Below are 25,845 nucleotides of genomic sequence, written 5' to 3'. Positions count from 1 at the left end.
ATGGAGAGTTACAGCTCGATCCCGTGATCGTCGTCGTTGACGCCGGAGGCGTGGTCTCGGCGTGCCTCGAATCCGAAGAACCAGCCGAGCCAGATGAGCAGGCCGAGCAGCAGACCGAGCCACACGTTCTGCAGGATGAATCCCACGACGAGTGCGACGACGAGCAGTCCGGCAGTGCCGGCGACACGGATGCCGGTGCGTGAGCGAGGCTTCATGCCCTCAGCCTAGGTCCCACCGCCATGGGACGCTGTGTCTCAGCGTCCGCGGTGATCCTCCGGCGCCAATCGCGGTCCGCGGCGAGGTTCGCTGACCCTGCTGCGCCCGATGAGGCGGATAACGCGCTGCCGGTGTCCTGCCCAGGGCGCGAGCAGTTCGAGCATGCCGGCATCGTCGGTGCGGTGACCCGTGAGTGCGTAGCCGACCTCGTGCGCGAGGTGGTAGTCGCCGACGCTCACGGCATCGGGGTCGCCCAATGCGCGGATGCGCGTCTCCGCGGACGTCCAGGCGCCGATGCCGGGCAGGCTGGTGAGGACGCGCTCGCGCTCTTCGCCATCGGAGGCACGGAGCGCGGCGGCGGCGATGCGATCGCCACGTTCGGCGACGCGAACGATCGTGCGGGACTGCGGCGGCTCCACCCCGGCGCGATGCCAGGACCAGGACGGGATCGCGCGCCAGCCGGAGGGCGTCGGGGCGGCGAACATCGGACGAGGTGCCGGTCCTGGTGCGGGGGCGCCGAACGACGACACGAGCACCCGCCATGCGCGAAACGCCTGCAGGCCAGTGACCTTCTGCTCGAGCACCGCGCAGGCGAGGGCGTCGAACACGGCGTCTGTGCGCGTCAGACGCAGCCCGGGGTTACGCCGATGCGCCTCCGCGATCAGCGGATGCGACGACGCGTCGAACCCTGCGAGATCGTCATCGGCGCCGCACAGCCGTGGCGCGGAGTCCAGCGCGAACTCCGCTCCAGCACCCCACGCGCTCGCCCGGACCTCACCGCCGATCTGTCGAAGAGCGAGGGTGGCGACGCCCTGCGGAGTGCGCAGTGCCCGCCAGATCACTCCGCCGTCGATGACGGTGGTGGGGTCACCGGGGCCGCGGCGCAGCATCCCGACGGTGTGCAGCAGGTCGAGTTGATGCCGCGGCCGATAGGTGCTCTCTCGCATCGCCCCGAGGGACGGTCCGGCGGGCACGGCTGACGACATGTCGTCAGCCTACGTGCCGCATCCGACAGTGCCCGCGGCGGGGATCAGAAGCGGTCGGGCGAGGGGGTGCCGTGGCCGTAGCGGATGACGACGTCGGCGTGACGGTCGAAGCGGTAGCCGACGCCGCGGACGGTCCGCACGATGTCTTCGTAGCGGCCGAGCTTGGCGCGCAGGCGACGCACGTGCACGTCGATCGTGCGCTCGCCGGGCGTCTCGTCGTCGGGCGCCTGCCACAGGGCGCTCACGAGTTCGGCGCGCTCGATCGTGCGCCCCTCGCGCAGCACGAGGTACTGCAGCAGCTCGAACTCCTTGTAGGTGAAGGAGGCCGAGTCGCCATCGATGAGGACGCGCTTGCGGGAGATGTCGACGACGACGCCGCTCTCTTCCGTCTCCTCCTCTTCGGCAGTGGCCTTGGAGCGGGCGATGGCGCCCGGCTCCTGCAGAGCGAGCCGCACGACGTCGAGGTCACGGCCTCCGGCACCGAGGGGTGCGAGGGCGACGGTGGCGTGCGTCTCGGCCTCGGGGGCGAGTTCAGCGAGCGTGCGGCGCAGCGCGTCGACGAGGAGAGGAAGGCTGACGCCGGCGCCAGCGGCCTTGATCTCGTCGAGACCGACGTACAGGGCGAAGCCACGAGGCGAGCGTGTGGCGGGAAGATCGGCGGTGGCGACGGGGGCGCCAGCGACGCGGACGGTGGAGGGACGCTCGAGAAGTGCAGAGTTCGACATGATGATGGGTTCCTTGAAGGAGAGGAGCCGAGAAGGGCTCAGAATGCGTTGCGAAAGGACCGGCGAGCCGGGAAAGCGAGCACAAGGGTTGCGGCTCGAGGGTTCGCGTCGAAGATCACGACGGTGAGAACCAAAAGGGGTGGCTGTTCGTTCAGCTACACATTCGGCAACACATGCCAACGCTGCCGGCCATCATCATGCCGGCACTCCTGTTCGCCTCCTGGGCGGACAAAGGGCGTGCGTTGGTGGTCATGCGGCGATTATGACTGAGAATGACCTCGCGTGTCAAAATGCGCCCCTCTGCGTCAGGGTCGATTACCGTGGTCGGATGGCTGTTGAGGACGCAGATCTCGAGTTCACCCTGACCAAGAAGGCGGATGCCTCGCGGTACGAGCTGCATCACCGCGGACAGCTCGTGAGCGTTCTCGACTACCGCGATGACGGTCACACCGTCGCCCTCACCAGAGCCTTTACAATCCCGAGTTTCCGCGGCCACGGGCATGCCGCGCGGGTTGTCGGCGGTGCCGTTGCGGACATCGCGGAATCGGGTGGACGTGTGATCGACGCGGTCTGCTGGTACGTCGCGGAGTGGTTCGCGCAGCATCCGGATCGCGCGCACCTGCTGCGCCAGCGCTCGGCCTAGCGCACTTCTTCGCCCTGTGTCGTCGTGTTACGGCACGGATCGGTTTTGCCGCACCGAGGACCAGCGATTGCGGGGCTCTGAGGAGAGCCCGAATGGCCCTAGTCAGGAAGAGTGGTCTTCCTCCATACTGGGGCGGAGAGTGCAACGTGCGTTGCGCTAGATGCAACCAACCCGATACTCGGAGGTACAGCCATGTCGCAGAGCGTGACCCGCGCCGCGCGAATTCTCGACGTGCTCGCGGTCGACCCTCAGACCGTGCCCGAACTCGCCGTGAGCTTCGACCTGCATCGTTCGACGATGTTCCGCGAACTGCAGGCGCTGGAGCGCGTGGGGTTCGTGCGCCGCCGCAAAGACGGTCGCTATTCGCTCGGCGTGCGCCTGATCGCACTCGGCCAGACGGCGCTGAACACGCTGGATCTGCGGGAAGCGGGATCGTCCTATGTGCGCCAGCTGCACAAGTCGGTCGGCAACACCGTGCACATGGCGGCCCTCATGGATTCGACGATCGTCTACGTCGACAAGGTCGACGACGCCCAGGGCATGCGCATGTACTCGCGTGTGGGGGCGCCTGTTCGGGCCTACTGCAGCGGTATCGGCAAAGTGATCCTCGCGGATCTCGATGTTCCTGAGCGCGACGCCATCCTCGCGGACACCGAGTGGGTGCGCTACACCGAATCGACGATCACGTCGCGAGAGGCTCTCGACGATGAGCTCGTGCGTGTGGGCGCGCAGGGGTGGGCGGTGGATGACGGCGAGTTCGAGGACTTCGTGAACTGTGTCGCCGTGCCGATCCGAGCCAGTGCCGGAATCGTCGGAGCGCTGTCGGTGACGGCGGTGCGCATGGTGCAGAACATCGAGCAGCTGCGACGCCACATTCCGCTCATGCAGCAGACGGCCGACCGTATCGGACGGGCGCTGGGCTAGGTCGTATCGCTAGACGGGGTCTGCGGGAAGCAGGTTCGCGAGACCTTCCCGTCCCTCCGTCGTGAGACGCACGGCACGGGTGGTGGATGGAACGAGTTCGATCCACGCCTTCTCCCTGAACGTAGCGAGCAGCAGATCTGCGGCCAGTCCGGCGATGTGCTCACGTCGCTCCGTCCAGTCGAGGCACGGACGAGTGAGAGCGCGCTTCGGATGCTTCGGCAGGTCGACCCCGAGCGACGCCAACCAGGCTCGTCCCGGCGGGGTGAGCGAGAAATCGGACTCGATGTAGCCCTTCGCACGCATGCTGTCGGTGAGTGCAACGCCGAGTTTGCCCGCGAGATGGCGGTAGCAGGTGCGAGCCTCCCTGATGGCGCGGTCGCGATGTTGGGCATCGAGCGATTGCGTGGCAGGCCGGATGCGGCCGGAGAATGCTGCGAGCGACTCGATCAGATCAGCGGCGTGGGTGCCGGCGAGCCGGAGGTAGCGATGTCGTCCTTGCCGCACTTCTTTGATGAGACCGGCGTCGAGCAGTCTGTCGGCATGCTCGCTCGCTGACGATCGGGCGATGCATGTGGCCCTGGACAGCTCAGTGAGCGTCCATGCCCTTCCATCCAGCAGGAGCAACAGCATCGACGCGCGCGCCTCGTTGGCGAAGACGGCGGCCGTTGCCGCCAGCTCCGGGCTGCTCGTCCCCTCCATGTCGAGAACTTTATCGCCAGCATTGTTCGGTCCAGACCGAACCGTTCGCACCACACACTGGACCTCATGAACTCGACTGTTGCGATCGAACCATCCGTGTTCTATTTCGGCACCCCCGTGGCCCTGCTCACCACGGCGAAGCCCGGCGACGAAACGGCGAACATCACGCCCATCTCCTCGGCGTGGGCTCTGGATGACACCTACGTCCTGGGACTCAGCGACGCAGGACAGGCGATGCGCAATCTCCGCGAGAACGGTGAGCTGGTCATCAACCTGCCCGACGCCACGCTATGGCAATCGATCGAGAGGATCGCCGATACGACGGGGGTTGCTGAAGTCCCGCCGCAGAAGCAGGAGAAGTACAGGTATGAGCCAGACAAATGGCGGCTCGGCGGGTTCACTCCGCGCCCAAGCGGGATTGTGATGCCCCCGCGGATCGCCGAGTGCCCGGTTCAGATGGAGGCTCGCGTCGCGAAGATGACACCACTGGATGAGGAGGGAAACGCCACAGTGGTCCACGCGAAGGTTCTCCGCACACACGTGCACAAGACGCTGGCCGTGCCGGGAACCTCACACGTCGACGTGGATGTCTGGAAGCCGATGTACTACACATTCCGGCACTACTTCTCGCAAGGCGAGCGTGTCGGGGTCAACTTTCGAGCGGAGAAGTGAGCGCGTGAGGGGCAGCAACACTCCCCAGCGCTCATCGGCACGCCTCGGGCGGAATGTCCGAGGCCGTCCGTAGCGTGTGAGCATGCGCATCCTGCACACGTCTGACTGGCACATCGGTCGCAGCTTCCACGGGCACTCGACGCTCGAGGCGCTGACCGAGGTGCTCACCGCGCTGGTCGCGCAGGTGCGTGCGCACGAGGTCGATGTCGTGGTGGTCGCAGGCGACGTCTTCGATTCGGCGACGCCGGCCGCTTCCGCCTACACGCTGCTCACCGACACGCTCGTCGCCCTGCACGACACCGGCGCGCGTGTGATCGTCACGAGCGGCAACCACGATTCGGCGGCCCGGCTCGGCTTTCAGGCGCGGCTGCTGCGTGAGGGCATCCACGTCCTCACCGATCCGCAGGCGATCGCAACGCCCATCACGGTCAGCGATGTCCACGGGCCGGTGCACTTCTTCGGCATCCCCTATCTCGAACCGGCGATCGTTCGCCATCACTGGCCCGAGGCCACTCTGCGCACGCAGGCGCAGACGATGGCACACGCGATGACCCTCGTGAATCAGGGACGGGCGTCGCACCCGGGGCGATCCGTCGCGATCGCGCATTGCTTCGCCGCGGGAGTCGATGCCACGGCAGGCCTTGAGCGAGAGGTGCGTCAGGGCGGGCTCGACGTCGTGCCGCTCTCGGTGTTCGACGGGCCCGACTATGTCGCGCTCGGGCATATCCACGGCCGTCAACAGCTGAGCGATTCCGTGCGCTACGCAGGGGCGCCGTTGCACTACAGCTTCGGTGAGCAGCACAAGCCACGCGGCTCCTGGCTGATCGAGCTCGGCGCCGAGGGTCTCTCTGGCGCCGAGTGGCTTGAACTTCCGGTGCCACGGCGTCTCGTGACCCTGACGGGCACGCTCGATGAGATCCTGTCCGACGACAACGTCGCGGCCCACCATGACGCCTGGGTGTGCGCGGTCTACACCGACGCCCTTCCGCAGTCCGAGCCGATGCGGCGACTGCGGGCGCGTTTCCCGCACTGCGCGCTCGTGCAGCATGAGCCGGCGGGATCCGCGACGAGCGATGAGCGCAGCTATGCGCAGCGGCTGCGCGCGGCCGTGACCGACGAAGAGCGCATCGAGGCCTTCCTCGTGCACGTGCGCGACGGTCAGGGGGCGACCGCAGAAGAGAGCGCGCTGATCCGCGAGGTGCTCGATGACCGGGTGCGCGCCGAGGCGCTCGTCTAGTGCGGCTGCATCGGCTGGAGGTCGAAGGATTCGGTCCGTTCCGGGAACGTCAGCGCGTCGATTTCGACGCCTTCGCAGCCGACGGCATCTTCCTCATCGCGGGGCGCACGGGGGCTGGAAAGTCGAGCATCCTCGATGCCGTCTGCTTCGGTCTGTACGGCGGGGTGCCGCGTTACGGCACAGCCGAGAAGCGCCTGCGCAGCGATCACAGCGAGCCAGGGGAGCCCTCACAGGTCGTCGTCGAGTTCAGCACGACCGCGGGGCGGTTCCGTGTCACACGGTCACCCGAGCACCTTCGTCCCGCGAAGCGCGGCGGAGGACTCACGACGGAGAAGGCAGCGGCTGAGCTGGAGCAGCTCTGCGACGGCGAATGGCAGGGGATCGCATCCCGTGTGGTCGACGTCGCGAACGAGCTCGACACGATTCTTCAGCTCACGCAGGAGCAGTTCCTGCAGGTCATCCTGCTCGCGCAGAACCGTTTCGCGGACTTCCTCCTGGCCGACAGCAAAGACCGCCAGCGGCTACTGCGTCGGCTCTTCGGCACGGTGCGTTTCGAAGACTTCCAGAACCGCCTCGATGAGCGACGCCGGGCGTCCGAGGTGGCGCTGAGCGGTCGCAACGCAACGGTTCTCGCCCGCGTCGAAGAGGGCGAGCGCGTCGTCGCGGCGGAGTTCCCCGATGGGCCGGAGACGGACGCGACGGGCGCGACGTCGACGGGCGAACCCGGCCCCGCGCAGACCACAGCGCAGCGCATAGACGCACTGCAACACGCGGTGGCGCGACTGCGGTACCGCGCCGAGCGCCGGGCTGCCGAACGTGACGACGCCGAGCTGCGCCAGCAGGCCGCTGACGCGGCGCTGACCGTGCTGCGTGAAGATCGGCAGGCGCAGACCGAACGTGATCGCGCGCGAGTCGCGCTGCGCGATCTCGACGAGGAGTCAGGCGAGATCTCGCAGGTGCGAGATCTTCTCGATCGGGCTCGTGCCGCCGAAGCCGTGCGCGCACCGATCGATGCGGCGCGAACCGCCGAACATCGGCGCGCGCAGGCGCACGCGCAGGTCGAAGATGCCCGTGCGCGCTGGATCGCGTCCGACGGTCAGTGCGGTGATGACACCGCCGTCGGCCTGCGCACATGGGCACGCGAGCGGTCGACCGAGCGCGGCGGATGGCAGCACGCCGCCGGCCTTGAGGAGCGCAGCGCCGAACGGGAGGCCACACAGCACGAGGCTGCGGCCCGCGTCAAGGCGGCGACGGAGTCACTGCAATCGATCGACGTGGAGCGCGCGGCTCTCCCCACGCAGCAGGCGGATCTCGCGGCCGAACGGGAGCAGCTCCGTGTCGACGCCGATCGACGTGAGGAATGCGAGCGACTGCGTGACGCTGCGAAGGCGCGACGGACCGCCGCGGTCGAGGCAGACGCACATCGCGCGGCGCTGCAAACGAGCGAGGTCGCCGTCGCTGACGCATCCGCCGCGCTCGCCTCGGCACAGACCGCGCTCGCGACGCTGCGTCGGCGCCGTCTCGACGGATTCGCCGGAGAGCTGGCCACGGCCCTCGTCGACGGCGAGCCCTGCGCCGTGTGCGGCTCGACCGAGCATCCCCGTCCTGCCGCGCACGCCGATCCCGTCACCGCGGACGACGTCGCTGACGCCGAAGCGGTGCGCGACACCGCAGCGGCTGTCGAACGTGATGCGGCAGCGACCGCGTCGGCGGTTCGTGCTGAGCTCGCGGCTGCGGAGGCGCGCGCTGAGGGGCGCACGCCGACGACGGCGGACGCCGATCTCCTCGCGGCAGAAGACGCACTCGCGCGGGCCGTTGATGCGCAGGAGAAGATCGTCGCGCTTGACCTCCGGGCGGATGAGCTCCGTGCTCGCGCGGAGGCGATCGCGACCGAGCACACCATAGCCAGCGCGGCTCTCGCGACGGCGCGCGAAGCTCTCGCGACCGCCGAGAAGGCCGCCGCTGAGGCGCGTGCGCTGATCGCCGATACCCGCGGCGACTTCCACTCCGTGGCGGAGCGTATGGCCCATGTCTCCGTTCAGATCGACGCCGCCCTCGCCCTTGCCGATGCGCTCGACGAGCATCGCACCCGCGACGAGAACCACACGGAAGCGCAGGAGACGCTGCGCGACGCACTCGCCGGCAGCGCCTTCGCCGATGCGACGCAGGCCGAGGCGGCCCTGCTCCCTCGCGAGACGCAGGCGGCGCACGAGCGACGCATCACCGCGCACAGCGTGCAGCGTGAAAAAGAGCGGGAGATCCTGCTGCAGCTTGAACTCCGGATGCTCCCCGAAGAGCCGATCGACCTCACCGCGGAAGAGACCGCCGCCGCAGACGCCCGCACGGCCTGGATGCAGGCGGTCACCGCCGCCCAGCAGGCCGCGCTGCGAGTGGACCAACTGCACGAGACGACCGAGTCGGCCGCTCGGGAGTATGCGCTCAGCGCGACGCAGACGGCGCAGCATGAGGTGCTCTCCGCACTCTCAGCCACGATCAAGGGCACCGGCAACCAGCGCAAGATGGATCTCGAGACCTTCGTGCTCGCCGCCGAACTCGAGGAGATCGTCGCCGCCGCCAACGTACGGCTGCACGACATGTCCGCGGGGCGCTATCAGCTGCAGCACTCCGACGAACGCGCCTCCCGCAACGCCGCATCAGGCCTGCGCATCGCCGTCTATGACGCCTTCACGGGGCAGAGCAGACCGCCGCAGTCGCTCTCCGGCGGCGAGACCTTCCTCAGCTCTCTCGCCCTCGCACTGGGGCTCGCGGAGGTCGTGACCGCCCGGGCCGGAGGCATCCAGCTCGACACCCTCTTCATCGATGAAGGCTTCGGCTCCCTCGACGCCGACACCCTTGAGGTCGCCATGCGCACACTCGATGAGCTGCGGCAGGGCGGGCGCACTGTCGGGGTGATCAGCCATGTCGAAGCCATGCAAGAGGCGATCCCCGCACAGATCACCGTGCGCGCGACGAGCCAGGGACCGAGCGTGATCGATGCCGCGTGACGGCGGAGAGCTCAGACGCCGTACTCGTCCTGCACGCGCGCCCAGAGCTGCGCGCTGCAGCGGGCGAGGGCCGCGGTGAAGTCGTTCAGCGCGCCATCCTCTGCCCGGTCGGAGACCGCCCGGAACACTCGGATCGGCAGGCCGAACTTCTCGGCGACCCAGATGTACGCGTAGGTCTCCATGTCGACGAGAGCGGCACCGGTCGGGCGGATCACCGCGGTGACCTCCGCGTCGCTCACGAAGTGATCGCCCGTCGCGATCAGGAGACCGTCGCGTCCGGTGTGCACGCGCGCCGGCAACGAGATGTGCTGGCCGAGCACACCGTCGAAGTCCGTCACGTCGTGCTGCAGGGCGCTGCCGACCTCGTGTGCTGTGGCCTCCAGGTCGTGGGCGATCGCTCCCGCGGTGCCGACGACGACGATCTCGTCGTAGCGGGCCGCATCCAGCGCACGTGTCAGCGCGTACGTCGCCTGCAGCTTGCCGGGTCCGGTCACCAGGCGGTCGAATCCCGGGATCTCCGCTGGAAAAGCAGACAGTTCAGTGGCGAGGGCGGCGACGAGAAGCTTCACCGTCCAATTGTCCCAGGTCGGCGCGGCCTGAGCCGCCGGGCGATTGCGCACGGATACTTAAGGGAAGAGCCCGACCCGAGGAGTCCATCGTGACACTGCAGCGTGACATTGCCGAAGCACTCGGCGTGCAGCCCCAGATCGATCCCCAGGCCGAGGTGGCGCGTCGTGTGCAGTTCCTCGTCGACTATCTGCGCCGCACGGGTGCACGCGGATATGTGCTCGGAATCTCCGGCGGCCAGGATTCCACTCTCGCCGGGCGGCTCGCACAGCTGGCGGTGGAGCAGGCGCGGTCCGAGGGGCTCACCGCCCGTTTCCTTGCCGTGCGGCTTCCGTACCGGGTGCAGCGGGATGCGGCGGATGCGGCGGCCGCTCTGGAGTTCATCGCCGCAGACACGGCGGTCGAAGTCAACATCGCGCACGGCGTCGACGGTGTCGAACATGACATCGAGGCGGCACTCGACGGCGACATCACCGATTTCAACCGGGGCAACATCAAAGCCCGGATCCGGATGGTCACGCAGTACGCCCTCGCCGGCCATGACGGGATGCTGGTGATCGGCACCGACCACGCGGCAGAGGCCGTGACCGGTTTCTATACGAAGTTCGGAGACGGCGCGGCGGACATCCTGCCGCTCGCCGGACTCACGAAACGGCAAGGGCGGATGCTGCTGCAGACGCTGGGCGCCCCGGACTTCCTGACGTTCAAGGTGCCGACGGCTGATCTGCTCGATGATCGTCCGCAGCGGACGGATGAGGACGAGCTGGGACTCACGTACGAGCAGATCGACACGTACCTCGAGGGCGGCGTGATCGACGCCGAGGCCGCCGCGCTCATCGAGGCGAAGTATCTGGGCTCGGCGCACAAGCGGCACCTTCCGGTCACCCCGGACGACAGCTGGTGGCGCACCCGCGGGGACTGAGCGGTTCTGCGTCTCGGCGCGGCGTGCGGGCGCCGGCCGGTGTCTGTGGCCGCGGCTAGGGTCGAAGCATTCGCCGACGGCTTCCGCTGTCGCAAAGAAGGAGAAGCATGCGCGTCGTCGAGCCGGAAGGCGGTGTTCGCAGCGTCGTCTGGAGCGCGAGCGATCTCAAGCAGGCGGCCGAGTGCGAGTTCGCCTGGGCGCGAGCGCTGGATGCGAAGCTCGGCCGGGTACCGGCGGTCGAAGAGCCTGAAGATGTCACGCTCGAGCGTGCTGCGCGTATGGGCGACGCTTACGAACTGCGTGTTCTCGACGACTACCTGGCCGATTTCGGTGCGGGCGTCGTCACCCTGCCGAAGGTGTCCGCAGGCGATGCGGAGGCGATGCGCGAGGTCCTGGCCGAGACCGAAGCCGCGCTGCGGTCCGACGCCACGGTCATCTACCAGGCCGCATTCTCGACCGACGAGTTCGTCGGTTTCGCCGACTTCCTGCTCCGTGACGAGCAAGGATGGCGGGTGCAGGACTCCAAGCTCGCACGCAAGGCTCGAGTGACTGCTCTCATGCAGCTGGCGGCATATGTCGATCAGCTCGATCGCCTCGGCATCGAACGCTCCGATGAGGTCGACCTCATTCTCGGCGACGGCACGATCAGCACGCATCGGGTGGATGATCTGCTTCCGCTTTTCCACGTGCGCCGTGCGCGCCTGCGCGCGATGATCGCCGATCGTCGCGTCGCCGAGGGTGCAGACGGCGAACCCCTGGCCTGGGGCGATGATCGCGGGGATCTGCAGATCCGCGCGTGCGGTCGCTGCGCGACGTGCAACGAGCAGGTCGAGCAGCACCGAGATCTGCTGCTCGTCGCGCGGATGCGTCCGGCTCAGCGTGCGCGACTGCGCGCGGCGGGCATCGAGACGATCGACCAGTTGGCCGTCGCAGATGCGGCGCCCGAGGGCATGCACGTCGAGACCTTCCGAGCGCTGCGTGACCAGGCCCGCCTGCAGGCGGGGGTGACGTCTGAGCAGACCGCGCCGCCATTCGAGCTGATCTCCGCACAGGCGATCAGCCTCATGCCCCGGCCCAGCATGGGCGACATCTTCTTCGACTTCGAGGGCGACCCGCTCTACACCGAGTCCGGAGACGAAGAGCACTGGGGTATCGACTATCTGTTCGGATGGATCGACAACGCCGAGCAGTACACGGCCCTGTGGGCGCATACGTTCGCCGAAGAACGGCAGGCGCTGCTCGACTTCCTCGAATTCGTGAAGCTGCGCCGAGCATCGCATCCCGACATGCACATCTATCACTACGCGCCCTACGAGACCGCGCATCTCGCGGCCATGGCGGCGCGGCACGGGGTCGGGGAGGCTGACGTCGACCGGCTGCTGCGCGAGGGCGTCTTCGTCGACCTGTACCCGCTCGTGCTGCGCACGGTGCGGGTCGGTTCGCGGTCGTACTCGATCAAGAAGCTCGAACCCCTGTACATGGGAGCCGAGGTGCGCGAAGCCGACGTGCAGAAGGGTGATGAGTCGATCATCCGGTACGTCGAAGCGCGGGAGCTCGCCGGCGCCGGCGAGATCGCCGCCAGCCAGGCAATCCTTGACGACCTTGCCGAGTACAACCGCTACGACTGCGTTTCGACGCGTCGTCTTCGTGATTGGATGATCGGTCTGGCACGCGAGAGCGGTGTGCTGCCTGCTCCTCCGGACGATGCGGAGCTGAAGCCCTACGAACCATCGCCGCTCTCGCTCGCGCTGCTCGCCGCCGCGCAGCACGCGGCACACGAGGGGCGTGACGGTCAGGTGTATCGCGTCGCGGCGGCGGCGCTCGACTACTACCCGCGTGAGGCGAAGACCTTCTGGGTGTCGCACTACCAGCGTCTGCGCGAGCCGCTCTCGATGTGGGATCAGACCCGCGATGTGCTGCGTATCGCGCCGAGCGAGAGCGTCGTGCGCGAGCACTGGGGTGTCGAAGAAGGGCGACGCGCGTCGACCCGCGTCGTCGAACTGCGCGGCGAGCTCGCCCCCGGCAGCACCATCGGCATCGGAGCGCGCCCGTTCGCCCTGTACGAGACGCCGACCCCCTTTGACAGCGCCGCGCCGTCGCGAGTGATCCACGTTCCGCACGAGGTGGAGGTCATCGAGATCCTCGACGGAGGCTTTCTGGTCCGCGAGTTCGCGATCAGAGGGCAGACCTGGGATGCTCTTCCGATCGCACTCGCTCCTGCGTCCCCGCCACCAGCGGCGGCGCAGCAGGGCGCGATCGAAGAATGGGCCGATCGGCTGTTGCGCATGGCTCCCGAGCTGCCGACGGATGCCGCCACCGACATTCTGCGCGGCATCGCTCCGCGTACGCGCTCCGACAACCTGCTGCCGCCCGCCGGAGACGACACGATCGAGGCGATCGTGCGGGGCATTCGCGATCTCGACAGCAGCTACCTCGCCGTGCAAGGGCCTCCGGGCACGGGCAAGACGTACACCGGTTCGCGTGTGATCGCCCGGCTCGTCAATGACTTCGGCTTCCGCGTCGGTGTCGTCGCGCAGTCCCACGCGATCGTCGAGACCGTTCTGGATCGTGTCATCGAGGCGGGCGTGCCGGCGCAGCAGGTCGCCAAGGCCCCGAAAGACGCCACGACCGAGCATGCCTTCACCGTGATCCGCAAGAACGGCATGGCGGGGTTCATCGCCGAGCAGTCCGGCAAGGGATTCGTCGTCGGGGGCACCGCGTGGGACTTCAGCAACACGACCCGTGTCGACCGCCGCGGGCTCGATCTGCTTGTGATCGACGAGGCCGGACAGTTCTCCCTCGCCTCGACGATCGCCGTCGCGGCGGGCGCCCGTCGCGTGCTGCTCCTCGGCGATCCCCAGCAGCTTCCCCAGGTGAGCCAGGGCACACACCCGGAACCCGTCGACACCTCGGCGCTCGGCTGGGTCATGCACGACGACCCGGTCATCCGACCGTCGCACGGATACTTCCTCGCCCGTTCGTGGCGCATGCACCCTGCCGTCGCCGCACCCGTGTCGACGCTGTCGTATGCGGGCCAGCTCGCCTCCGCGCCCGGTGCCGAGAAGCGCAGCGTGGAGGGCATCGACCCAGGGCTCCACCCCGTTCCCGTGCGGCATCGCGGCAATGCGACCCAGTCGCCGGAAGAAGCTGCGCAGGTCGTCGCGATCGTGCGTGATCTGGTGGGGCGGGCATTCACCGACATGAGCGAGGCAGAAGCACCTGTCGCCCGGCCTCTTGCCGCTTCCGACATCATCGTGGTCGCCCCGTACAACGCGCAGAAGCAGCTGATCATCGATGAGCTGCGAACGGCAGGCTTCCCCGACGTCGCCGTGGGAACGGTCGACAACTTCCAGGGCAAAGAGGCTGTCGTGTCGATCACATCCCTCGCCGCGAGCAGCGGGCGCGACGCACCGCGCGGCTCCGAGTTCCTGCTGCTGCAGAACCGGCTGAACGTCGCGGTCTCCCGCGCCAAGTGCGTCGCCTACCTCGTGTACTCGCCGGGCCTCCTCGACGATCTCCCCTTCGCCGCGGAGGGGGTCGCGAGACTCAGTGCCTTCGCGCGCCTGGTGGGTGTGGAAGCTCAGAGTCAGGTGCCTGCATGAGCGCCGTGCACTCGACGGAGGAGATCCTCCGCAATGCGGCGTCGTGGGTGTGGGTGCCGCGCGAGGCCGAACAGAGCAGCGCCCACCTTGCGCTGGTGTGCTATCCGCCGCGATTCGGGGGAGGAGTGCGGGGGAGCGCCATCGACTCGGCTCTCGATCCTCACGACGTCGTGGAGTTCGCCGTGCAGCGCACTCGCGAGTGGGGCGCCCCGCATCTGACCATCTGGGTCGGCCCCGCCGATGCCCCCGATGTCGAGGAGGAGCTGCGCACCCGCGGGGCCGTGCATGAAGATACGGTGACGATCTTCGCGCGCCCGATCGATGGGTCCGACATCCCCGTCCCCGCAGACGTGTCGGCTGAGATCGTGCGCACGCTCGACCATGTGCGCGCCGTCGACGCCATCAACGTCCCGGTATGGGCGCAGACCGCACTCGATACGCAGGGGCTGCACACCGAACTGTCCGAGATCACCGAGGCGCTGGAGGCTAACGCCGGCGCCCGAGTGCTCGCCTCTGTCGGCGGCCAGGCGGTGAGCACGGGCGGGGTCACCCTTGTCGATGGCTTCGCGCGTCTCTGGGGTGCCGCGACCCTGGAGGGGTTTCGCGGTCGGGGAACCTACCGTGCTGTCCTTGCGGAGCGGTTGCGATACGCCGCCGCACACGGTGCGCGCACCGCGATCGTGAAGGGGCGCGTCGCGACATCCGCACCCATCCTCGAGCGTTGCGGGTTCGTCCGCTACGGCGAGGATCGCGCCTATCGGCTCGATAGACCCTGAGCGCCCGAACTCACCGCAGCAGCCGGTATCAGACCGTTCCGTACAGACGGTCGCCGGCGTCGCCGAGACCGGGCACGATGTAGCGGTTCTCGTCGAGTCCCTCATCGAGCGCACCGAGGACAATCGTGACGTCGCGGTCGCCCACGAGCTTCTCGATCGTCTCCAGCCCTTCCGGGGTGCCCAGCAGGCAGATCGCCGTCACGTCCTGCGCACCGCGGTCGAAGAGGAACTGGATCGCGGCCGCGAGCGAGCCGCCGGTGGCGAGCATCGGGTCGATCGCGAAGCACTGACGGTCGCTCAAGTCGCTCGGAAGCCGCTCGGCGTAGGTCATCGGCTCATAGGTCTCTTCGTCACGGACCATGCCGAGGAATCCGACTTCCGCGGTGGGCAGAAGCTTGACGAGCCCCTCCAGCATGCCGAGTCCCGCGCGCAGGATCGGAACGACGATCGGGCGCGGCTCAGAGATCTTGACGCCCATGGTGGTTGTCACCGGGGTCTTGATCTCGATCGGCGTCACCTTGACGTTCCGCGTCGCCTCGTAGGCGAGAAGCGTCACGAGCTCTTCGGTCAGCTGCCGGAAGACCGGAGACGGGGTGCGCTCGTCGCGCAGGACCGAGAGCTTGTGGGTGATCAGCGGGTGATCGGCAACATGAACGCGCATGCATCTAGGCTAATGCGCCCGATGCCTCCGGCACGACCTGAGATCTGACAACGCCCCGCACCCGCCGCCGTGCAGGAAGTCGCCTACGCTCAGATCATGACCGCTCCCGACGCAGAAGCCATGCAGCGCGCGCTGGCCCTCGCCGCCGAGGCCGCCGCAGCGAGCGAGATTCCCGTGGGCGCTGTGGTGCTGGATGCCACGGGCGCGACGATCGGGGAGGGCCGCAACACCCGTGAGGAGACGCACGATCCCACCGGGCATGCCGAGGTCAACGCGATCCGCGCGGCGGCGGCGGCTCTCGGCTCCTGGAATCTGGAGGGCTGCACCCTCGTCGTGACTCTTGAGCCCTGCGTCATGTGCGCTGGGGCGATCCTGCAGTCGCGCCTGAGCCGGGTCGTCTTCGGCGCCTGGGATGACAAGGCGGGAGCAGCGGGCTCGATGTACGACGTGCTGCGTGATCGTCGGCTCCCGTACCGCGCTGAGGTCGTCGGTGGGATGCAGGCCGACGCGGCGATCGCCCAGTTGCAGGGATTCTTCGCCGAACGTCGGTAGCCGTCCGCTCAGTCGCGGGCGGCCAGCTGCGCGACGAGCGAGAGGTAGGCCTGCGCATCCAGGGCGAAGTACCCGCGCCGTGTGACCCCGAACTCGTCGGTCGCTGTATGCGCTCCATGGCCCTGCGTCGGCTCGCCATTCGTGTCGGTGCCGGGCACCCGACCGCCGTCGGCGCTGTAGACAGCCGCTCCGTCGAGGTCGCGAGCATCGACTGGATGAGCGCCGAGACGACCGAGCCGCGCGATGACGTCGGCACGTGCTTCGGTCGCAGCGAAGTCCAGAGAACCCTTGGCGATGAGCTCCTCTACGCTCGCGGCACCGAACCGGGTCATCCCAGCCCCGCCGATCGCGAAGGCCGCATCGATTCGCGCCGCGCCACCCAGCAATGCGAGTTCGCCGAGGAGCGTCACCCCATAGGAGAACGCGACGACAGCGACCTCCGCGGCGGGGTTACGCGCCACGAGCGCATCGAGATCCACGGCCAGCCGCGCGGCACCCAGTGTGGCGTGTGCCGTCGCGCGCGCGGTCGCGTGCGATCCGGAGTCGTACCCGAACCATGCGATCGTCGCGACGCGCGTCGATCGACCCTGCAGCGCGCGGGCACGGATCACATCCGCGCACAGCCGCTGGGCGGTGGATGCCCAGACGCTGAAGCGGGTCAGGTCGGTGTCAACGCCGTGCACCAGATAGACGACGAGATCCGCGGCGTCCGCATCGCCGAACGAGACGCTCGCGTACGGCGCGCCGTCGAGGATCACGGCGTTGCGCAGCCGCGCCTGGGAGTCCGTGCGCAGGACGCGTTCGACCTCCTGCAGTTGCGTCCGCGCCGCATCCGAGATCCGCGGCTGCTCAGACAGCTGACCCAGCAGCGCGAACGCGTCGTCCGTGTTCATACCGCGCGACGGTGATCAGTCGGAGGACTTCAGTACGAACGCATCCGTCGACGGTGCAGGGTCCAGCGACGGACGATAGATGTCGGGCTCGATGTAGATGACGCGCGCTGCAGGAACGGCGGCACGGATGCGCGCTTCCATCTCGTCGATGTCGGCGGATGCCTCGCGCACCGACTTGTCGGCGGTGAGCGCGACCTTCGCCGCCACCATGAGCTCGTCCGGGCCGAGGTAGAGCGTCTTCAGGTGGATCACCTTCTCGACCTCGTGCCCCGCCTGGATGGCGTCGACGATGCGGTCGTAGTCGGCCTCGGTCGCGCCCTCACCGACCAGCAGGCTCTTCGTCTCGACGCCCAGAATGATCGCGATGAGCACGAGCAGGATGCCGATCGCGAGGGTGCCGAGCGCGTCGAAGAGCGGGTTTCCGGTGATGACCGTCAGCCCCACGCCCAGCAGGGCGAAGGTGAGGCCGACGAGTGCGCCGATGTCTTCGAGCAGGACGACCGGCAGCTCCGGCGCCTTCGCACGACGGACAAAAGAGACCCAGCTCTGCCCAGGCTCGCGCACCAGGTTGCTCTCACGCACAGCGGTGCGCAGCGAGAACGACTCCAGTCCGATCGCGATCACGAGCACGACGAGCGGGAGCCACCACCACACGGGGTCGAGCTCGTGCGGGTGGGTCAGCTTGTCGACGGCCTCGTAGATCGCGAACAGGCCACCCACCGAGAACAGGATGATCGACACCACGAAGGCGTAGACGTAGCGCTCGCGGCCGTACCCGAAGGGGTGGGAGCGATCGGCGGTCCGCCGCGCCTTGCGCCCGCCGAGCATCAGAAGCAGCTGGTTGCCCGAGTCGGCGACCGAGTGGATCGCCTCGGCCAACATCGACGCGGAGCCGGAGAGGAACCAGGCGATGAACTTGGCCAGGGCGATGCCCATGTTCGCGAGGAATGCCGCGACGATCGCCTTTTGCCCACCGGAAGCGCTCATGCCGAGAGTCTACGGGTGAGGCGGGTGCGCGTGTCGGGTGCATGCGCCGGAGTGTTCGGATGCCGAGATCGCCCTCGGCCGGGACCACCTCCGCTTCTAGACTGAGGACATGACCGACGCGATTCCCTCTCTTGCCTTTCTCGGTGCCGGATCCATGGGAGGGGCGATTCTGCACGGCGTTGTCGCCTCGGGGATCCCGGTCGACGGAGGCATCGTCGCGACCAACCGCTCGCAGGAGAAGACGCAGGCGCTCGCTGGGCTCGATGGCGTGCACGCCATCGCGTTGGACGACAACCCGCGCGGCAACGCCGAGGCCGTGGCATCCGCGCGCGTCGTGCTGATCGGCGTGAAGCCGGCCATGGTTCCCGACCTGCTCGCCGAGATCGCCCCGCACCTGCGCGCGGACGCGATCGTCGTGAGCCTGGCTGCGGGCGTCACGCTGCAGACGTTCGCGCGCGTGCTGGGCGAGGAGGCGAACGTCATCCGCTCGATGCCGAACACTCCGGCGACCGTCGGCAAGGCGGTCACAGGCCTGGCGGCCGCAGCGCACGTCTCTGCGGAGGATCGTGCGATCGTGCGCCGACTGTTCGGACTCGTCGGCGCCGTCATCGAGGTGCCGGAGGACCAGATCGACGCGCTGTCGACGATCTCAGGATCCGGCCCCGCCTACGTCTTCCTGCTGATCGAGGAGTTCACGCGGGCTGCGATCGACAAGGGGTTCAGCGAGGCGGATGCGCGGCTCATGGCCGAGCAGACCTTCATCGGCGCGACAGCGCTTCTCGCTGCGTCTGGTGAGGATCCGGCGGAGCTGCGTCGTCGCGTGACGAGCCCGAAGGGGACGACCGAGCGTGCGATCGCGGTGCTGCAGGACGCACACCTCGACCGTGTGTTCACCGAGGCGACGGACGCGGCTCTCGCACGCGCGCGGGAGCTCGCCGCGGGCGCGTGACCTGCGCGGGCAGGCTCGCCGTCAGCGGTCGAGTGACGCGAAGCGCTCGATGTCGCTGTTCGTGCCCGACACGATGATGAGGTCGTGGTTCGTGACGATCGTCTCGGCCTCCGCGTAGCGGAACGGCTTGCCGGGGCTCTTCACGCCGACGACGGTCACGTTGTACTTGGTGCGGACCCCGGACTGGTTCAGGCCCACGCCCCGGATGAACTTCGGCGGGTACATCTTCGCGAGCACGAAGTCGTCGTCGAAGCGGATGAAGTCCAGCATCCGCCCGCTCACGAGGTGCGCGACGCGCTCCCCGGCCTCGCGCTCGGGGTAGATGACGTGGTTCGCGCCGACACGGGCGAGGATCTTTCCGTGCGACTGCGAGACGGCCTTCGCCCAGATCTGCGGAACCTTGAGGTCGACGAGGTTGGCGGTGATGAGGACGGATGCCTCGATCAGCGACCCGACCGCGACGACGGCGACCTGGAAGTCCTGCGCGCCGATCTGACGCAGCGCATCGATGTTGCGGGCGTCGGCCTGCACGGTGTGCGTGACGCGCTCGGACCACTTCTGCACGAGTTCCAGGCTGTCGTCGATCGCGAGCACTTCGCGATCGAGACGGTCCAGCTCCCCGGCGCATGCGGCGCCGAAGCGGCCGAGTCCGATCACGAGAACCGGAGCGTCGTTGCGCAATGCTTCAACCAACGATGGGCCTTTCCACAGGCAGCGAGTACAGCTGCGAACGGGATGTCGCGGCCACGGCCGCGGCGAGAGTCACTGTACCAACGCGGCCCATGAAGATCGTGGCCGCCATGATGTACGACGCCGAATCGGGCAGCTCTGCGGTGAGCCCGGTGGACAGTCCGACGGTGCCGAAGGCGGAGATCACGTCGAAGAGCACCTCGACGACGGGTTCCTTCGTGATCTGCGCGATCGCGATGGTGGAGACGGCGACGATCGTGGCCCCCCAGGCGACGACGCTGAGAGCCACGCGCTGCACGTCGCTCGGGATGCGGCGGCCGAACACCTCGACCGACTGGCGTCCCTTGGCCTCGGACCACACGGCCAGTGCGAGCACGGCGAGCGTGGTCACCTTGATACCGCCGGCGGTCGAGGCGGAGCCGCCTCCGACGAACATGAGCATGGATGCGGCGAGCATCGACGAGCCGTTGAGATCAGCGATGTCGATGACCGAGAAGCCGCCGGATCTGGTCATCGCGGACAGGAAGAACGCCTGGAATGTCGTGTCGACGGCGTCCATCGAGCCGAAGGTCTTCGGGTTGTTGTACTCGAGCACCAGGAACACGGCTGCGCCGAGGATGAACAGCAGCACCGTCGTGATGAGCGTGAGCTTCGCGTGCAGCGACCAGCGCTTCACGTGCCAGACGTGCTTCGAGAGCGCGTAGATCACGGGGAAGCCGATGCTTCCCAGGAAAACGCCGGCCATCAGGACGGTGAGCAGGAAATAGTCATCCGCGAAGGGCGTGAGCCCTCCGGCATTCGGGGTGAAGCCCGTGTTCGTGAAGGACATCGCCGCGTAGAACGGGGCTTCCCAGAGCGCCGTGAGGGGATCGACGCCGGCCATGAGCAGTGCCGGGTACAGCAGCACCATCAGCCCGACTTCGATGACGAGGGCTGAGATCGCGACGGTGGTGAGCAGCTGGCCGACTTCGCCGAGTCGGACGGTCTGTCCTTCGTTGACGGGGCCGCCGTGTGCGCGCAGCGGGTTCGTGTCGCCCGCGGCGATGAGCTTTGCACGCAGCCCGAGCCGCTTCGAGATGACCATGCCCATGAGCGAGGCGAGGGTCAGCACGCCGAGGCCGCCGATGTTCACGCCGATGAAGATCACGGCGATGCCGAACGGAGACCAGTGGGTGGCCATGTCGACGGTGGCGAGACCTGTGACGCAGATTGTGGAGACCGCGGTGAAGAGGGCATCCGCGAGATGGGTCACGGTGCCGTCGGCGGATGCCGCCGGAAGCGACAGGAGGGCCGTGAAGACCAGGATGAGCGCGGCGAAGATGACGATCGCGAAGCGGGACGGCGAAGAGGTCGTCAGTTCCTTGATGCTGCGCGCCACGGAGCGTGCGGTAAACCGCGAGCGGAACGCCGTAGTACTGCCCGACATCGTGCGCGATCCTCCCGAAGCTTTCGTGCGCTGGCCTCCGTCATGGTACTCCGGCGGCAGCCCGACTAACCTGATCTCATGACCGACATCTTCGATGTGATCGCCGACGGTACCAGGCGAGACATCCTTCAGCTCCTGCTCCGGCGTGCGGCGGATGGCGATGGCGGCACGAGCGTGACGCAGATCGTGAGCGAACTCGGCATCAGCCAGCCCACGGTGTCCAAGCATCTCAAGGTGCTGCGCGACAGCGAGCTCGTGACCGTCCGCGAAGACGGACAGCGCCGGTTCTACAGCCTTGCGGTCGAGCCGCTCGAGGCCGTCGACGACTGGCTCGTGCCGTTCCTCGTCGACGCCTACGGAGATTCGGCGCCCGACATCGATTTCAGCGTGCCGCCGCTGCCCGACAGCGCCGCGCACGCGGCCGAGGTGGTCGGTCGCGCCGCGGCATCCGCGAAGCACGTCGTGCAGACTGCCCTCAAGCGCCTCGGCGCCTGAGCCTGGAGTGGGGCGTGTTCAGCGCCGCCCCGCTTTGCGTCGGAACAGCCGCGCTCCCCACCCGATCGAGAACGCGAGGATGGCGAGGCACCACCCGACCGCCCAGAGCGCGCTGTCGCCCAGCGGTGTCCCGAACAGGAGTGCGCGCACGGTCTCGATGATCGGCGTGACGGGCTGGTTCTCGGCGATCCAGCGCAGCCACTCGGGCATCGTGTCGACAGGGACGAACGCGCTCGACAGGTAGGGCACGAACAGGATGATGAATCCGAATCCGTTCGCCGCCTCTGCGCTGGACGCAGCGAGCCCGATCGCGGCGAACAGGTATGTGATCGTGAGGATGTACAGCGCGATCATGAGAGTGGCCCCGATCCACCCCCACAGATCCGCCTGGGGGCGGAATCCGACGAGCAAGGCGCCTGCGATCACGATCGCGGTCGCGACGAGATTGCGCGCGAGGCTCGCGATCACGTGACCGGTGAGCACGGCACCGGCCCGCAGCGGCATGGTGCGGAAGCGGTCGATGATGCCGTTGCGCATGTCGTTCGCGACGTTGACGGCCGTGGATGAGGCTCCGAATCCGGCGCACAGCAGGATGATTCCGGGAACGACGTAGTTGACGTAGCCGCCGGACGGATCGATCGCGCCGCCGAAGACGAACGTGAACAGCAGCATGAGGAGCACGGGCAGCATGATCGCCATCAGGAGCGATTCGCCGTCACGCATCGAGAGCAGGAGGCTGCGTTTCAGGAAGATGCTCTCCGCGCGGATGCCTCGCAGCAGTGGGCGCAGCGGAGGGGCGATGTCGCCACGGGCCTGGAGGGTGGATGCGGTGCTCATGCGGACTCCTTGAGTGAGTGATCGAGTGCGCCATGCGAGGAGCCGCCGGTGTCAGCGGTCAGGGCGAGGAAGACGTCATCGAGGGTGGTGTGGCGCAGCGACACCGCAGCGGTGTCGTCACCGTCCACGAGGCGGAGGGCATCGCGCAGGCTCGCAAGAGATCCGTCGACGGGGATCGACTGCGCGACGACGCCTGCGGCGTCGCGCACCTCGAGACTGTCGGTGCCGACGAGGGTTTTGAGCTCCGGGGGAGTGCCGAGCGCTGCGACCCGACCGTTCGCGAGCACCGCGATGCGGTCGGCGAGATGGTCGGCCTCTTCGAGGTACTGTGTTGTGAGGAAGACCGTTGTGCCGCCTGCGGCGAGAGAACGGATCACTTCCCAGAGGTCTCGTCGGCTGCGCGCGTCGAGCCCGGTCGTGGGCTCATCGAGGAACAGCACCTCGGGCTGAACCACGAAGCTCAGGGCGAGATCGAGCCGCCGGCGCATGCCGCCCGAATAGGTCCCGACGCGTCGGCGCCCCGCGTCGCTGAGTCCGAAGTCTGTGAGGAGCTCGGCTGCGCGTTCGCGCGATTCGCGCGCGCCGAGGCCTGCAAGCCGGGCGAACATCGTGAGGTTCTCCAGGCCGCTGAGCCCGTTGTCGACTGCCGCTGACTGGCCGGTGAGGCTGATGCGACGCTTCACCTCGAGTGGCGATCGTGCCACGTCGTGTCCGACGACGTGCGCGGTGCCGCCGTCCGGGCGGACCAGCGTCGTGAGGATGTTGATCGTTGTCGTCTTGCCTGCGCCGTTCGTGCCGAGGAGGGCGAAGATCTCGCCCGCGAAGACCTGAAGGTCGAGTCCGTCGAGGACCACGTTGGCGCCGAACTGCTTCCGCAGTCCGCGCACGTCGATGGTGGGGTTCATGAGGTCACTCTTTCTGTGTATGCCAGAAACTGTGTATGAGGGTAACACGCTGTTTACGTCATATACAACGGTACGATGTGGGCATGACCGAATCGGAGATCACCGAGCCGCTGGAGCTCCCTCGCGGAATCGCGCTCGCCTGGGGCATCGCCGCAGCGCCGCAGCGCGGACCGAAGCGGGAGATGAGCGTCGAGCGCATCGTCGACGCGGCGGTGGAGCTCGCGGATGCCGACGGTCTCGCAGCGGTCTCCATGGCGGCGGTCGCGTCGAAGCTCGGCTTCACGCCGATGTCGCTGTACCGCTATGTCAGCGCCAAAGACGACCTGCTGCTGCTCATGCAGGAGGAAGCGCTGGGGCTTCCCCCCGAGGGTCTGGACGAGGTGAACGGGTGGCGGACACGGCTCGCAGAGATCTATCGCGGTGCAGTCGAGGTCTACCAGCGGCACCCGTGGCTGCTGGCGCTGCCGATCTCGGGCTCGCCGATCACGCCCAACAGCTCGGCATGGCTCGATGCGACACTCCAGGCGCTCGCCGAGACCGTCCTCACCTACGACGAGCGCATCGCCGCGTCGCTGACCGTCATGGGGCAGGCGCGCTGGTGCGGCACCGTGCAGGCAGGATACGGAGAGCGCGCGCGCACATCCGGGCTCGACGACGCGCAGATGGCCGCGCAGGAGAGCGCTCTGTTCGACGCGGTGATCGGCGCGGACGAGTTCCCTGAGCTGCGTCGCGCGATCGATGCGGGTGTCTTCACGTCGACCTTCGATCCGTTCCGATTCGGGCTCGAACGCGTTCTCGACGGCATCGACGCCTACATCGCCACGCGGGGTTCGGATGCGGCGCCGGAGGTGCCCGATCACGAGTGGATCGCACTCGAAGAGGCTGAGCGTGCAGGAGACAAGCGCTACCTCGACGCGCTGAAGGCGGTGCGCGCTGCGGAGAAGGCACTGCGGGCTGCGCGCAAAGTCGAACGCCAGACTCTGCGTGAGGCGAACGAGCGGATCGCGAAGGCCCGAGCGAAGGGCTGAGAACGCGCGGGGCGTGTGTGATCGAGTCACACCCGTCACAGGGATTTACATCAGTCCCGCCGCAACCGTAGAGTGTCTCGTCAGAGATGAAAGGGGCATGGGGATGCCTGAGCTGGGAGATGTGCGCTTTCTCACCGTCGCCGAGGTCGCAGAGATCATGCGGGTGTCGAAGATGACGGTGTACCGCCTCGTGCACGCCGGTGAGCTTCCGGCGGTGCGCTTCGGGCGCAGCTATCGGGTCCCGGAGTCGGCGGTCACGGCCGCACTGCACCGCCCCGTGGCTGACATCGGCTAGGACACTCCTGCCTGTGCGCTAGACTGTCCCGAGGCATTTTTCCATGCCCGATCCCGGGTGTCGTTTCGGTCGGCGCCCAGCCCCCTGACTTAGTGAGGTTTCCGTGGGTTCTGTCATCAAGAAGCGCCGCAAGCGCATGGCGAAGAAGAAGCACCGCAAGCTGCTTCGCAAGACTCGCCACCAGCGCCGCAACAAGAAGTAAGCGGCCGATACACCAAGCGCCTGTCCTCGGACGGGCGCTTCGTGTCTCAGCCCTGTGTATTCCCTTTTGACGCCCGGGAGGCGTGTATGAACTCGATCACCGTCACCGAACTGGCTGCGCGCACCGAGGTTCCGCTCATCGATGTGCGCGAGCGCCATGAGTTCGCCACAGGGCACGTGCCCGGTGCCGTGAACATCCCGATGTCGGAGATCGGCGACCGTATGGCAGAGCTTCCCACGGAGGCGTTCGACCTGATCTGCCTTGCCGGTGGACGTTCGGCGCGTGTCGGGCAGGCGCTGGAGGCGCGCGGCTACGACGTGACGAACGTCGACGGCGGCACGGACGCATGGATCGCCGAGGGTTTCGCTGTCGAGGTTCCGCAGGCATGATCACGGTGACCGTCATCGGGAAGCCGGACTGCCATCTGTGCGAGGTCGCCTCCGATGTGATCGATGCGGTCGTCGCCGAGCTGCCTGACGCGCTGGCCGAAGACATCGAGATCGTGGAGCAGTCCATCCTCGATGACACCGCGCTCTATGAGCAGTGGTGGGAGAAGATCCCCGTCGTCCTGATCAACGGCGACCTGCACGGACACTGGCGCGTCACCCCCGACCGCCTTCGCACTGCACTGGAAGAGGCTGCCCGATGACCCTTCGTCACGTGGTTCTGTGGAAGATGGCCGCTGCGGATGCGTCGGAGCGGGCCGCTCACGCCGCCGAGGTCACGCGACGGTTGCGTGCCCTGGAGGGGGTCGTTCCGCAGATCGAGTCGATTGCCGTCGGCGCGAACTCCGAGTACGCGGATGTGAACTGGGACGTCACGCTCGTCGCCGACTTCGCCGACATCGCGGCCCTCGAGGCCTACCAGGTCCACCCGGCCCATGAAGAGGCCGCGTCCTACATCCGCTCTGTCGTAGGTTCCCGCGCGGCGGTCGACTACACGCTCTGACCC

At 67.8% G+C, this 25,845-nt stretch carries 29 protein-coding genes; 17 read left to right on the top strand and 12 right to left on the bottom strand.

Annotation, left to right across the window (positions count from 1 at the left end):
• Positions 1-8 precede the first annotated feature (8 nt).
• The 3 genes from AC1REM_RS00500 to AC1REM_RS00490 are packed head-to-tail and all read right to left on the bottom strand — an operon-like array spanning position 9 to position 1,927.
• On the bottom strand, positions 9-215 hold the full coding sequence (locus AC1REM_RS00500; RefSeq protein ID WP_492512809.1) for a hypothetical protein: 207 nt from the start codon (positions 213-215) through the stop codon (positions 9-11).
• A 39-nt stretch (positions 216-254) separates the two neighbouring features.
• Positions 255-1,202: a DNA-3-methyladenine glycosylase family protein gene (locus AC1REM_RS00495; protein WP_492512808.1), complete on the bottom strand. Its 948-nt coding sequence runs from the start codon at positions 1,200-1,202 to the stop codon at positions 255-257.
• A gap of 44 nt (positions 1,203-1,246) precedes the next feature.
• Entirely contained in the window at positions 1,247-1,927 is a 681-nt protein-coding gene (locus AC1REM_RS00490; RefSeq protein WP_204938100.1) for a winged helix-turn-helix domain-containing protein, read from the bottom strand.
• Positions 1,928-2,255: 328 nt separating this feature from the next.
• On the opposite strand from AC1REM_RS00490, the gene AC1REM_RS00485 reads away from it, so the two are divergent.
• Positions 2,256-2,570 (top strand): GNAT family N-acetyltransferase, encoded by a 315-nt coding sequence (locus tag AC1REM_RS00485; RefSeq protein WP_492512807.1) that lies wholly within the window; start codon positions 2,256-2,258, stop codon positions 2,568-2,570.
• A gap of 192 nt (positions 2,571-2,762) precedes the next feature.
• Entirely contained in the window at positions 2,763-3,494 is a 732-nt protein-coding gene (locus AC1REM_RS00480) for an IclR family transcriptional regulator (protein WP_492512806.1), read from the top strand.
• Positions 3,495-3,503: 9 nt separating this feature from the next.
• Here the strand turns inward: AC1REM_RS00480 and AC1REM_RS00475 are convergent, their stop codons facing one another.
• A complete protein-coding gene (locus AC1REM_RS00475; RefSeq protein WP_492512805.1) occupies positions 3,504-4,193 on the bottom strand; it encodes an ArsR/SmtB family transcription factor in 690 nt (229 codons plus the stop codon).
• Between the two features lie 117 nt (positions 4,194-4,310).
• Here AC1REM_RS00475 and AC1REM_RS00470 point away from each other — a divergent pair, with 117 nt between their 5' ends.
• From AC1REM_RS00470 to AC1REM_RS00460, 3 genes are all read left to right on the top strand, one after another.
• The gene (locus AC1REM_RS00470; protein WP_492512804.1) at positions 4,311-4,865 is read left to right on the top strand and encodes a flavin reductase family protein; all 555 of its coding nucleotides are present in this window, start codon (positions 4,311-4,313) and stop codon (positions 4,863-4,865) included.
• Positions 4,866-4,947: 82 nt separating this feature from the next.
• Entirely contained in the window at positions 4,948-6,102 is a 1,155-nt protein-coding gene (locus AC1REM_RS00465; RefSeq protein WP_492512803.1) for an exonuclease SbcCD subunit D, read from the top strand.
• Positions 6,102-9,107 (top strand): AAA family ATPase, encoded by a 3,006-nt coding sequence (locus AC1REM_RS00460; RefSeq protein WP_492512802.1) that lies wholly within the window; start codon positions 6,102-6,104, stop codon positions 9,105-9,107. The genes AC1REM_RS00465 and AC1REM_RS00460 overlap by 1 nt, the downstream gene beginning before the upstream one ends.
• Before the next feature lie 11 nt (positions 9,108-9,118).
• On the opposite strand, the gene AC1REM_RS00455 is transcribed toward AC1REM_RS00460, so the two are convergent.
• A complete protein-coding gene (locus AC1REM_RS00455; RefSeq protein ID WP_492512801.1) occupies positions 9,119-9,676 on the bottom strand; it encodes a phosphorylase family protein in 558 nt (185 codons plus the stop codon).
• Positions 9,677-9,765: 89 nt separating this feature from the next.
• Between AC1REM_RS00455 and nadE the strand changes: the two genes are divergently transcribed.
• The 3 genes from nadE (at position 9,766) to AC1REM_RS00440 (ending at position 14,974) form a co-directional block, all read left to right on the top strand.
• The gene (nadE, locus tag AC1REM_RS00450) at positions 9,766-10,596 is read left to right on the top strand and encodes an NAD(+) synthase (protein WP_492512800.1); all 831 of its coding nucleotides are present in this window, start codon (positions 9,766-9,768) and stop codon (positions 10,594-10,596) included.
• A gap of 107 nt (positions 10,597-10,703) precedes the next feature.
• Positions 10,704-14,198 carry a TM0106 family RecB-like putative nuclease gene (locus tag AC1REM_RS00445; RefSeq protein WP_492512799.1) on the top strand — a complete coding sequence of 1,165 codons (3,495 nt, stop codon included), beginning with the start codon at positions 10,704-10,706 and terminating at the stop codon, positions 14,196-14,198.
• On the top strand, positions 14,195-14,974 hold the full coding sequence (locus AC1REM_RS00440; protein ID WP_492512798.1) for a hypothetical protein: 780 nt from the start codon (positions 14,195-14,197) through the stop codon (positions 14,972-14,974). Before AC1REM_RS00445 ends, AC1REM_RS00440 begins: the two co-directional genes overlap by 4 nt.
• Before the next feature lie 28 nt (positions 14,975-15,002).
• Here the strand turns inward: AC1REM_RS00440 and upp are convergent, their stop codons facing one another.
• Positions 15,003-15,635 (bottom strand): uracil phosphoribosyltransferase, encoded by a 633-nt coding sequence (gene upp, locus AC1REM_RS00435; RefSeq protein ID WP_492512797.1) that lies wholly within the window; start codon positions 15,633-15,635, stop codon positions 15,003-15,005.
• Positions 15,636-15,731: 96 nt separating this feature from the next.
• Here upp and AC1REM_RS00430 point away from each other — a divergent pair, with 96 nt between their 5' ends.
• Complete coding sequence (locus AC1REM_RS00430) at positions 15,732-16,187, top strand: nucleoside deaminase (protein WP_492512796.1); 456 nt, start codon at positions 15,732-15,734, stop codon at positions 16,185-16,187.
• Positions 16,188-16,195: 8 nt separating this feature from the next.
• Here AC1REM_RS00430 and AC1REM_RS00425 read toward each other — a convergent pair whose 3' ends face one another.
• Both AC1REM_RS00425 and AC1REM_RS00420 read right to left on the bottom strand, forming a co-directional pair.
• Positions 16,196-17,080, bottom strand: coding sequence for an alpha/beta hydrolase (locus AC1REM_RS00425; protein ID WP_492512795.1), 885 nt, complete (start codon positions 17,078-17,080; stop codon positions 16,196-16,198).
• A 15-nt stretch (positions 17,081-17,095) separates the two neighbouring features.
• Complete coding sequence (locus AC1REM_RS00420) at positions 17,096-18,067, bottom strand: cation diffusion facilitator family transporter (RefSeq protein ID WP_492512794.1); 972 nt, start codon at positions 18,065-18,067, stop codon at positions 17,096-17,098.
• A 109-nt stretch (positions 18,068-18,176) separates the two neighbouring features.
• Here AC1REM_RS00420 and proC point away from each other — a divergent pair, with 109 nt between their 5' ends.
• The gene (proC, locus tag AC1REM_RS00415) at positions 18,177-19,016 is read left to right on the top strand and encodes a pyrroline-5-carboxylate reductase (protein ID WP_492512793.1); all 840 of its coding nucleotides are present in this window, start codon (positions 18,177-18,179) and stop codon (positions 19,014-19,016) included.
• 21 nt (positions 19,017-19,037) lie between these two features.
• Here the strand turns inward: proC and AC1REM_RS00410 are convergent, their stop codons facing one another.
• Together AC1REM_RS00410 and AC1REM_RS00405 are read right to left on the bottom strand one after the other, a co-directional pair.
• Positions 19,038-19,709, bottom strand: a complete 672-nt coding sequence (locus AC1REM_RS00410; RefSeq protein WP_204938086.1) for a potassium channel family protein — start codon at positions 19,707-19,709, stop codon at positions 19,038-19,040.
• Positions 19,702-21,132 (bottom strand): TrkH family potassium uptake protein, encoded by a 1,431-nt coding sequence (locus tag AC1REM_RS00405; RefSeq protein ID WP_492512792.1) that lies wholly within the window; start codon positions 21,130-21,132, stop codon positions 19,702-19,704. The genes AC1REM_RS00410 and AC1REM_RS00405 overlap by 8 nt, the downstream gene beginning before the upstream one ends.
• 78 nt (positions 21,133-21,210) lie before the next feature.
• Here AC1REM_RS00405 and AC1REM_RS00400 point away from each other — a divergent pair, with 78 nt between their 5' ends.
• Complete coding sequence (locus AC1REM_RS00400; RefSeq protein WP_204938084.1) at positions 21,211-21,627, top strand: ArsR/SmtB family transcription factor; 417 nt, start codon at positions 21,211-21,213, stop codon at positions 21,625-21,627.
• Between the two features lie 18 nt (positions 21,628-21,645).
• Here AC1REM_RS00400 and AC1REM_RS00395 read toward each other — a convergent pair whose 3' ends face one another.
• Positions 21,646-22,464, bottom strand: coding sequence for an ABC transporter permease (locus tag AC1REM_RS00395; protein ID WP_492512791.1), 819 nt, complete (start codon positions 22,462-22,464; stop codon positions 21,646-21,648).
• Positions 22,461-23,369 (bottom strand): ATP-binding cassette domain-containing protein, encoded by a 909-nt coding sequence (locus tag AC1REM_RS00390; RefSeq protein ID WP_492512790.1) that lies wholly within the window; start codon positions 23,367-23,369, stop codon positions 22,461-22,463. Before AC1REM_RS00390 ends, AC1REM_RS00395 begins: the two co-directional genes overlap by 4 nt.
• A gap of 83 nt (positions 23,370-23,452) precedes the next feature.
• On the opposite strand from AC1REM_RS00390, the gene AC1REM_RS00385 reads away from it, so the two are divergent.
• The 6 genes from AC1REM_RS00385 to AC1REM_RS00360 all read left to right on the top strand — a co-directional run bounded on the left by AC1REM_RS00385 (position 23,453) and on the right by AC1REM_RS00360 (position 25,842).
• Positions 23,453-24,397, top strand: a complete 945-nt coding sequence (locus AC1REM_RS00385) for a TetR/AcrR family transcriptional regulator (RefSeq protein WP_492512789.1) — start codon at positions 23,453-23,455, stop codon at positions 24,395-24,397.
• 103 nt (positions 24,398-24,500) lie between these two features.
• Positions 24,501-24,692, top strand: a complete 192-nt coding sequence (locus AC1REM_RS00380) for a helix-turn-helix domain-containing protein (protein ID WP_204938080.1) — start codon at positions 24,501-24,503, stop codon at positions 24,690-24,692.
• Positions 24,693-24,795: 103 nt separating this feature from the next.
• The gene (locus AC1REM_RS00375; protein WP_003792170.1) at positions 24,796-24,894 is read left to right on the top strand and encodes a 30S ribosomal protein bS22; all 99 of its coding nucleotides are present in this window, start codon (positions 24,796-24,798) and stop codon (positions 24,892-24,894) included.
• A gap of 86 nt (positions 24,895-24,980) precedes the next feature.
• Positions 24,981-25,283, top strand: coding sequence for a rhodanese-like domain-containing protein (locus tag AC1REM_RS00370; protein ID WP_492512788.1), 303 nt, complete (start codon positions 24,981-24,983; stop codon positions 25,281-25,283).
• Entirely contained in the window at positions 25,280-25,543 is a 264-nt protein-coding gene (locus AC1REM_RS00365) for a glutaredoxin family protein (protein WP_378787160.1), read from the top strand. The genes AC1REM_RS00370 and AC1REM_RS00365 overlap by 4 nt, the downstream gene beginning before the upstream one ends.
• Complete coding sequence (locus AC1REM_RS00360) at positions 25,540-25,842, top strand: Dabb family protein (RefSeq protein WP_492512787.1); 303 nt, start codon at positions 25,540-25,542, stop codon at positions 25,840-25,842. The genes AC1REM_RS00365 and AC1REM_RS00360 overlap by 4 nt, the downstream gene beginning before the upstream one ends.
• Positions 25,843-25,845: the final 3 nt, after the last annotated feature.

The sequence above is a fragment of the Microbacterium sp. GW823-FHT02G05 genome (genome assembly GCF_058797175.1).
The sequence above is the reverse complement of the archived record's forward strand: the minus strand, read 5'-3'. Positions and strand labels throughout refer to the sequence as shown.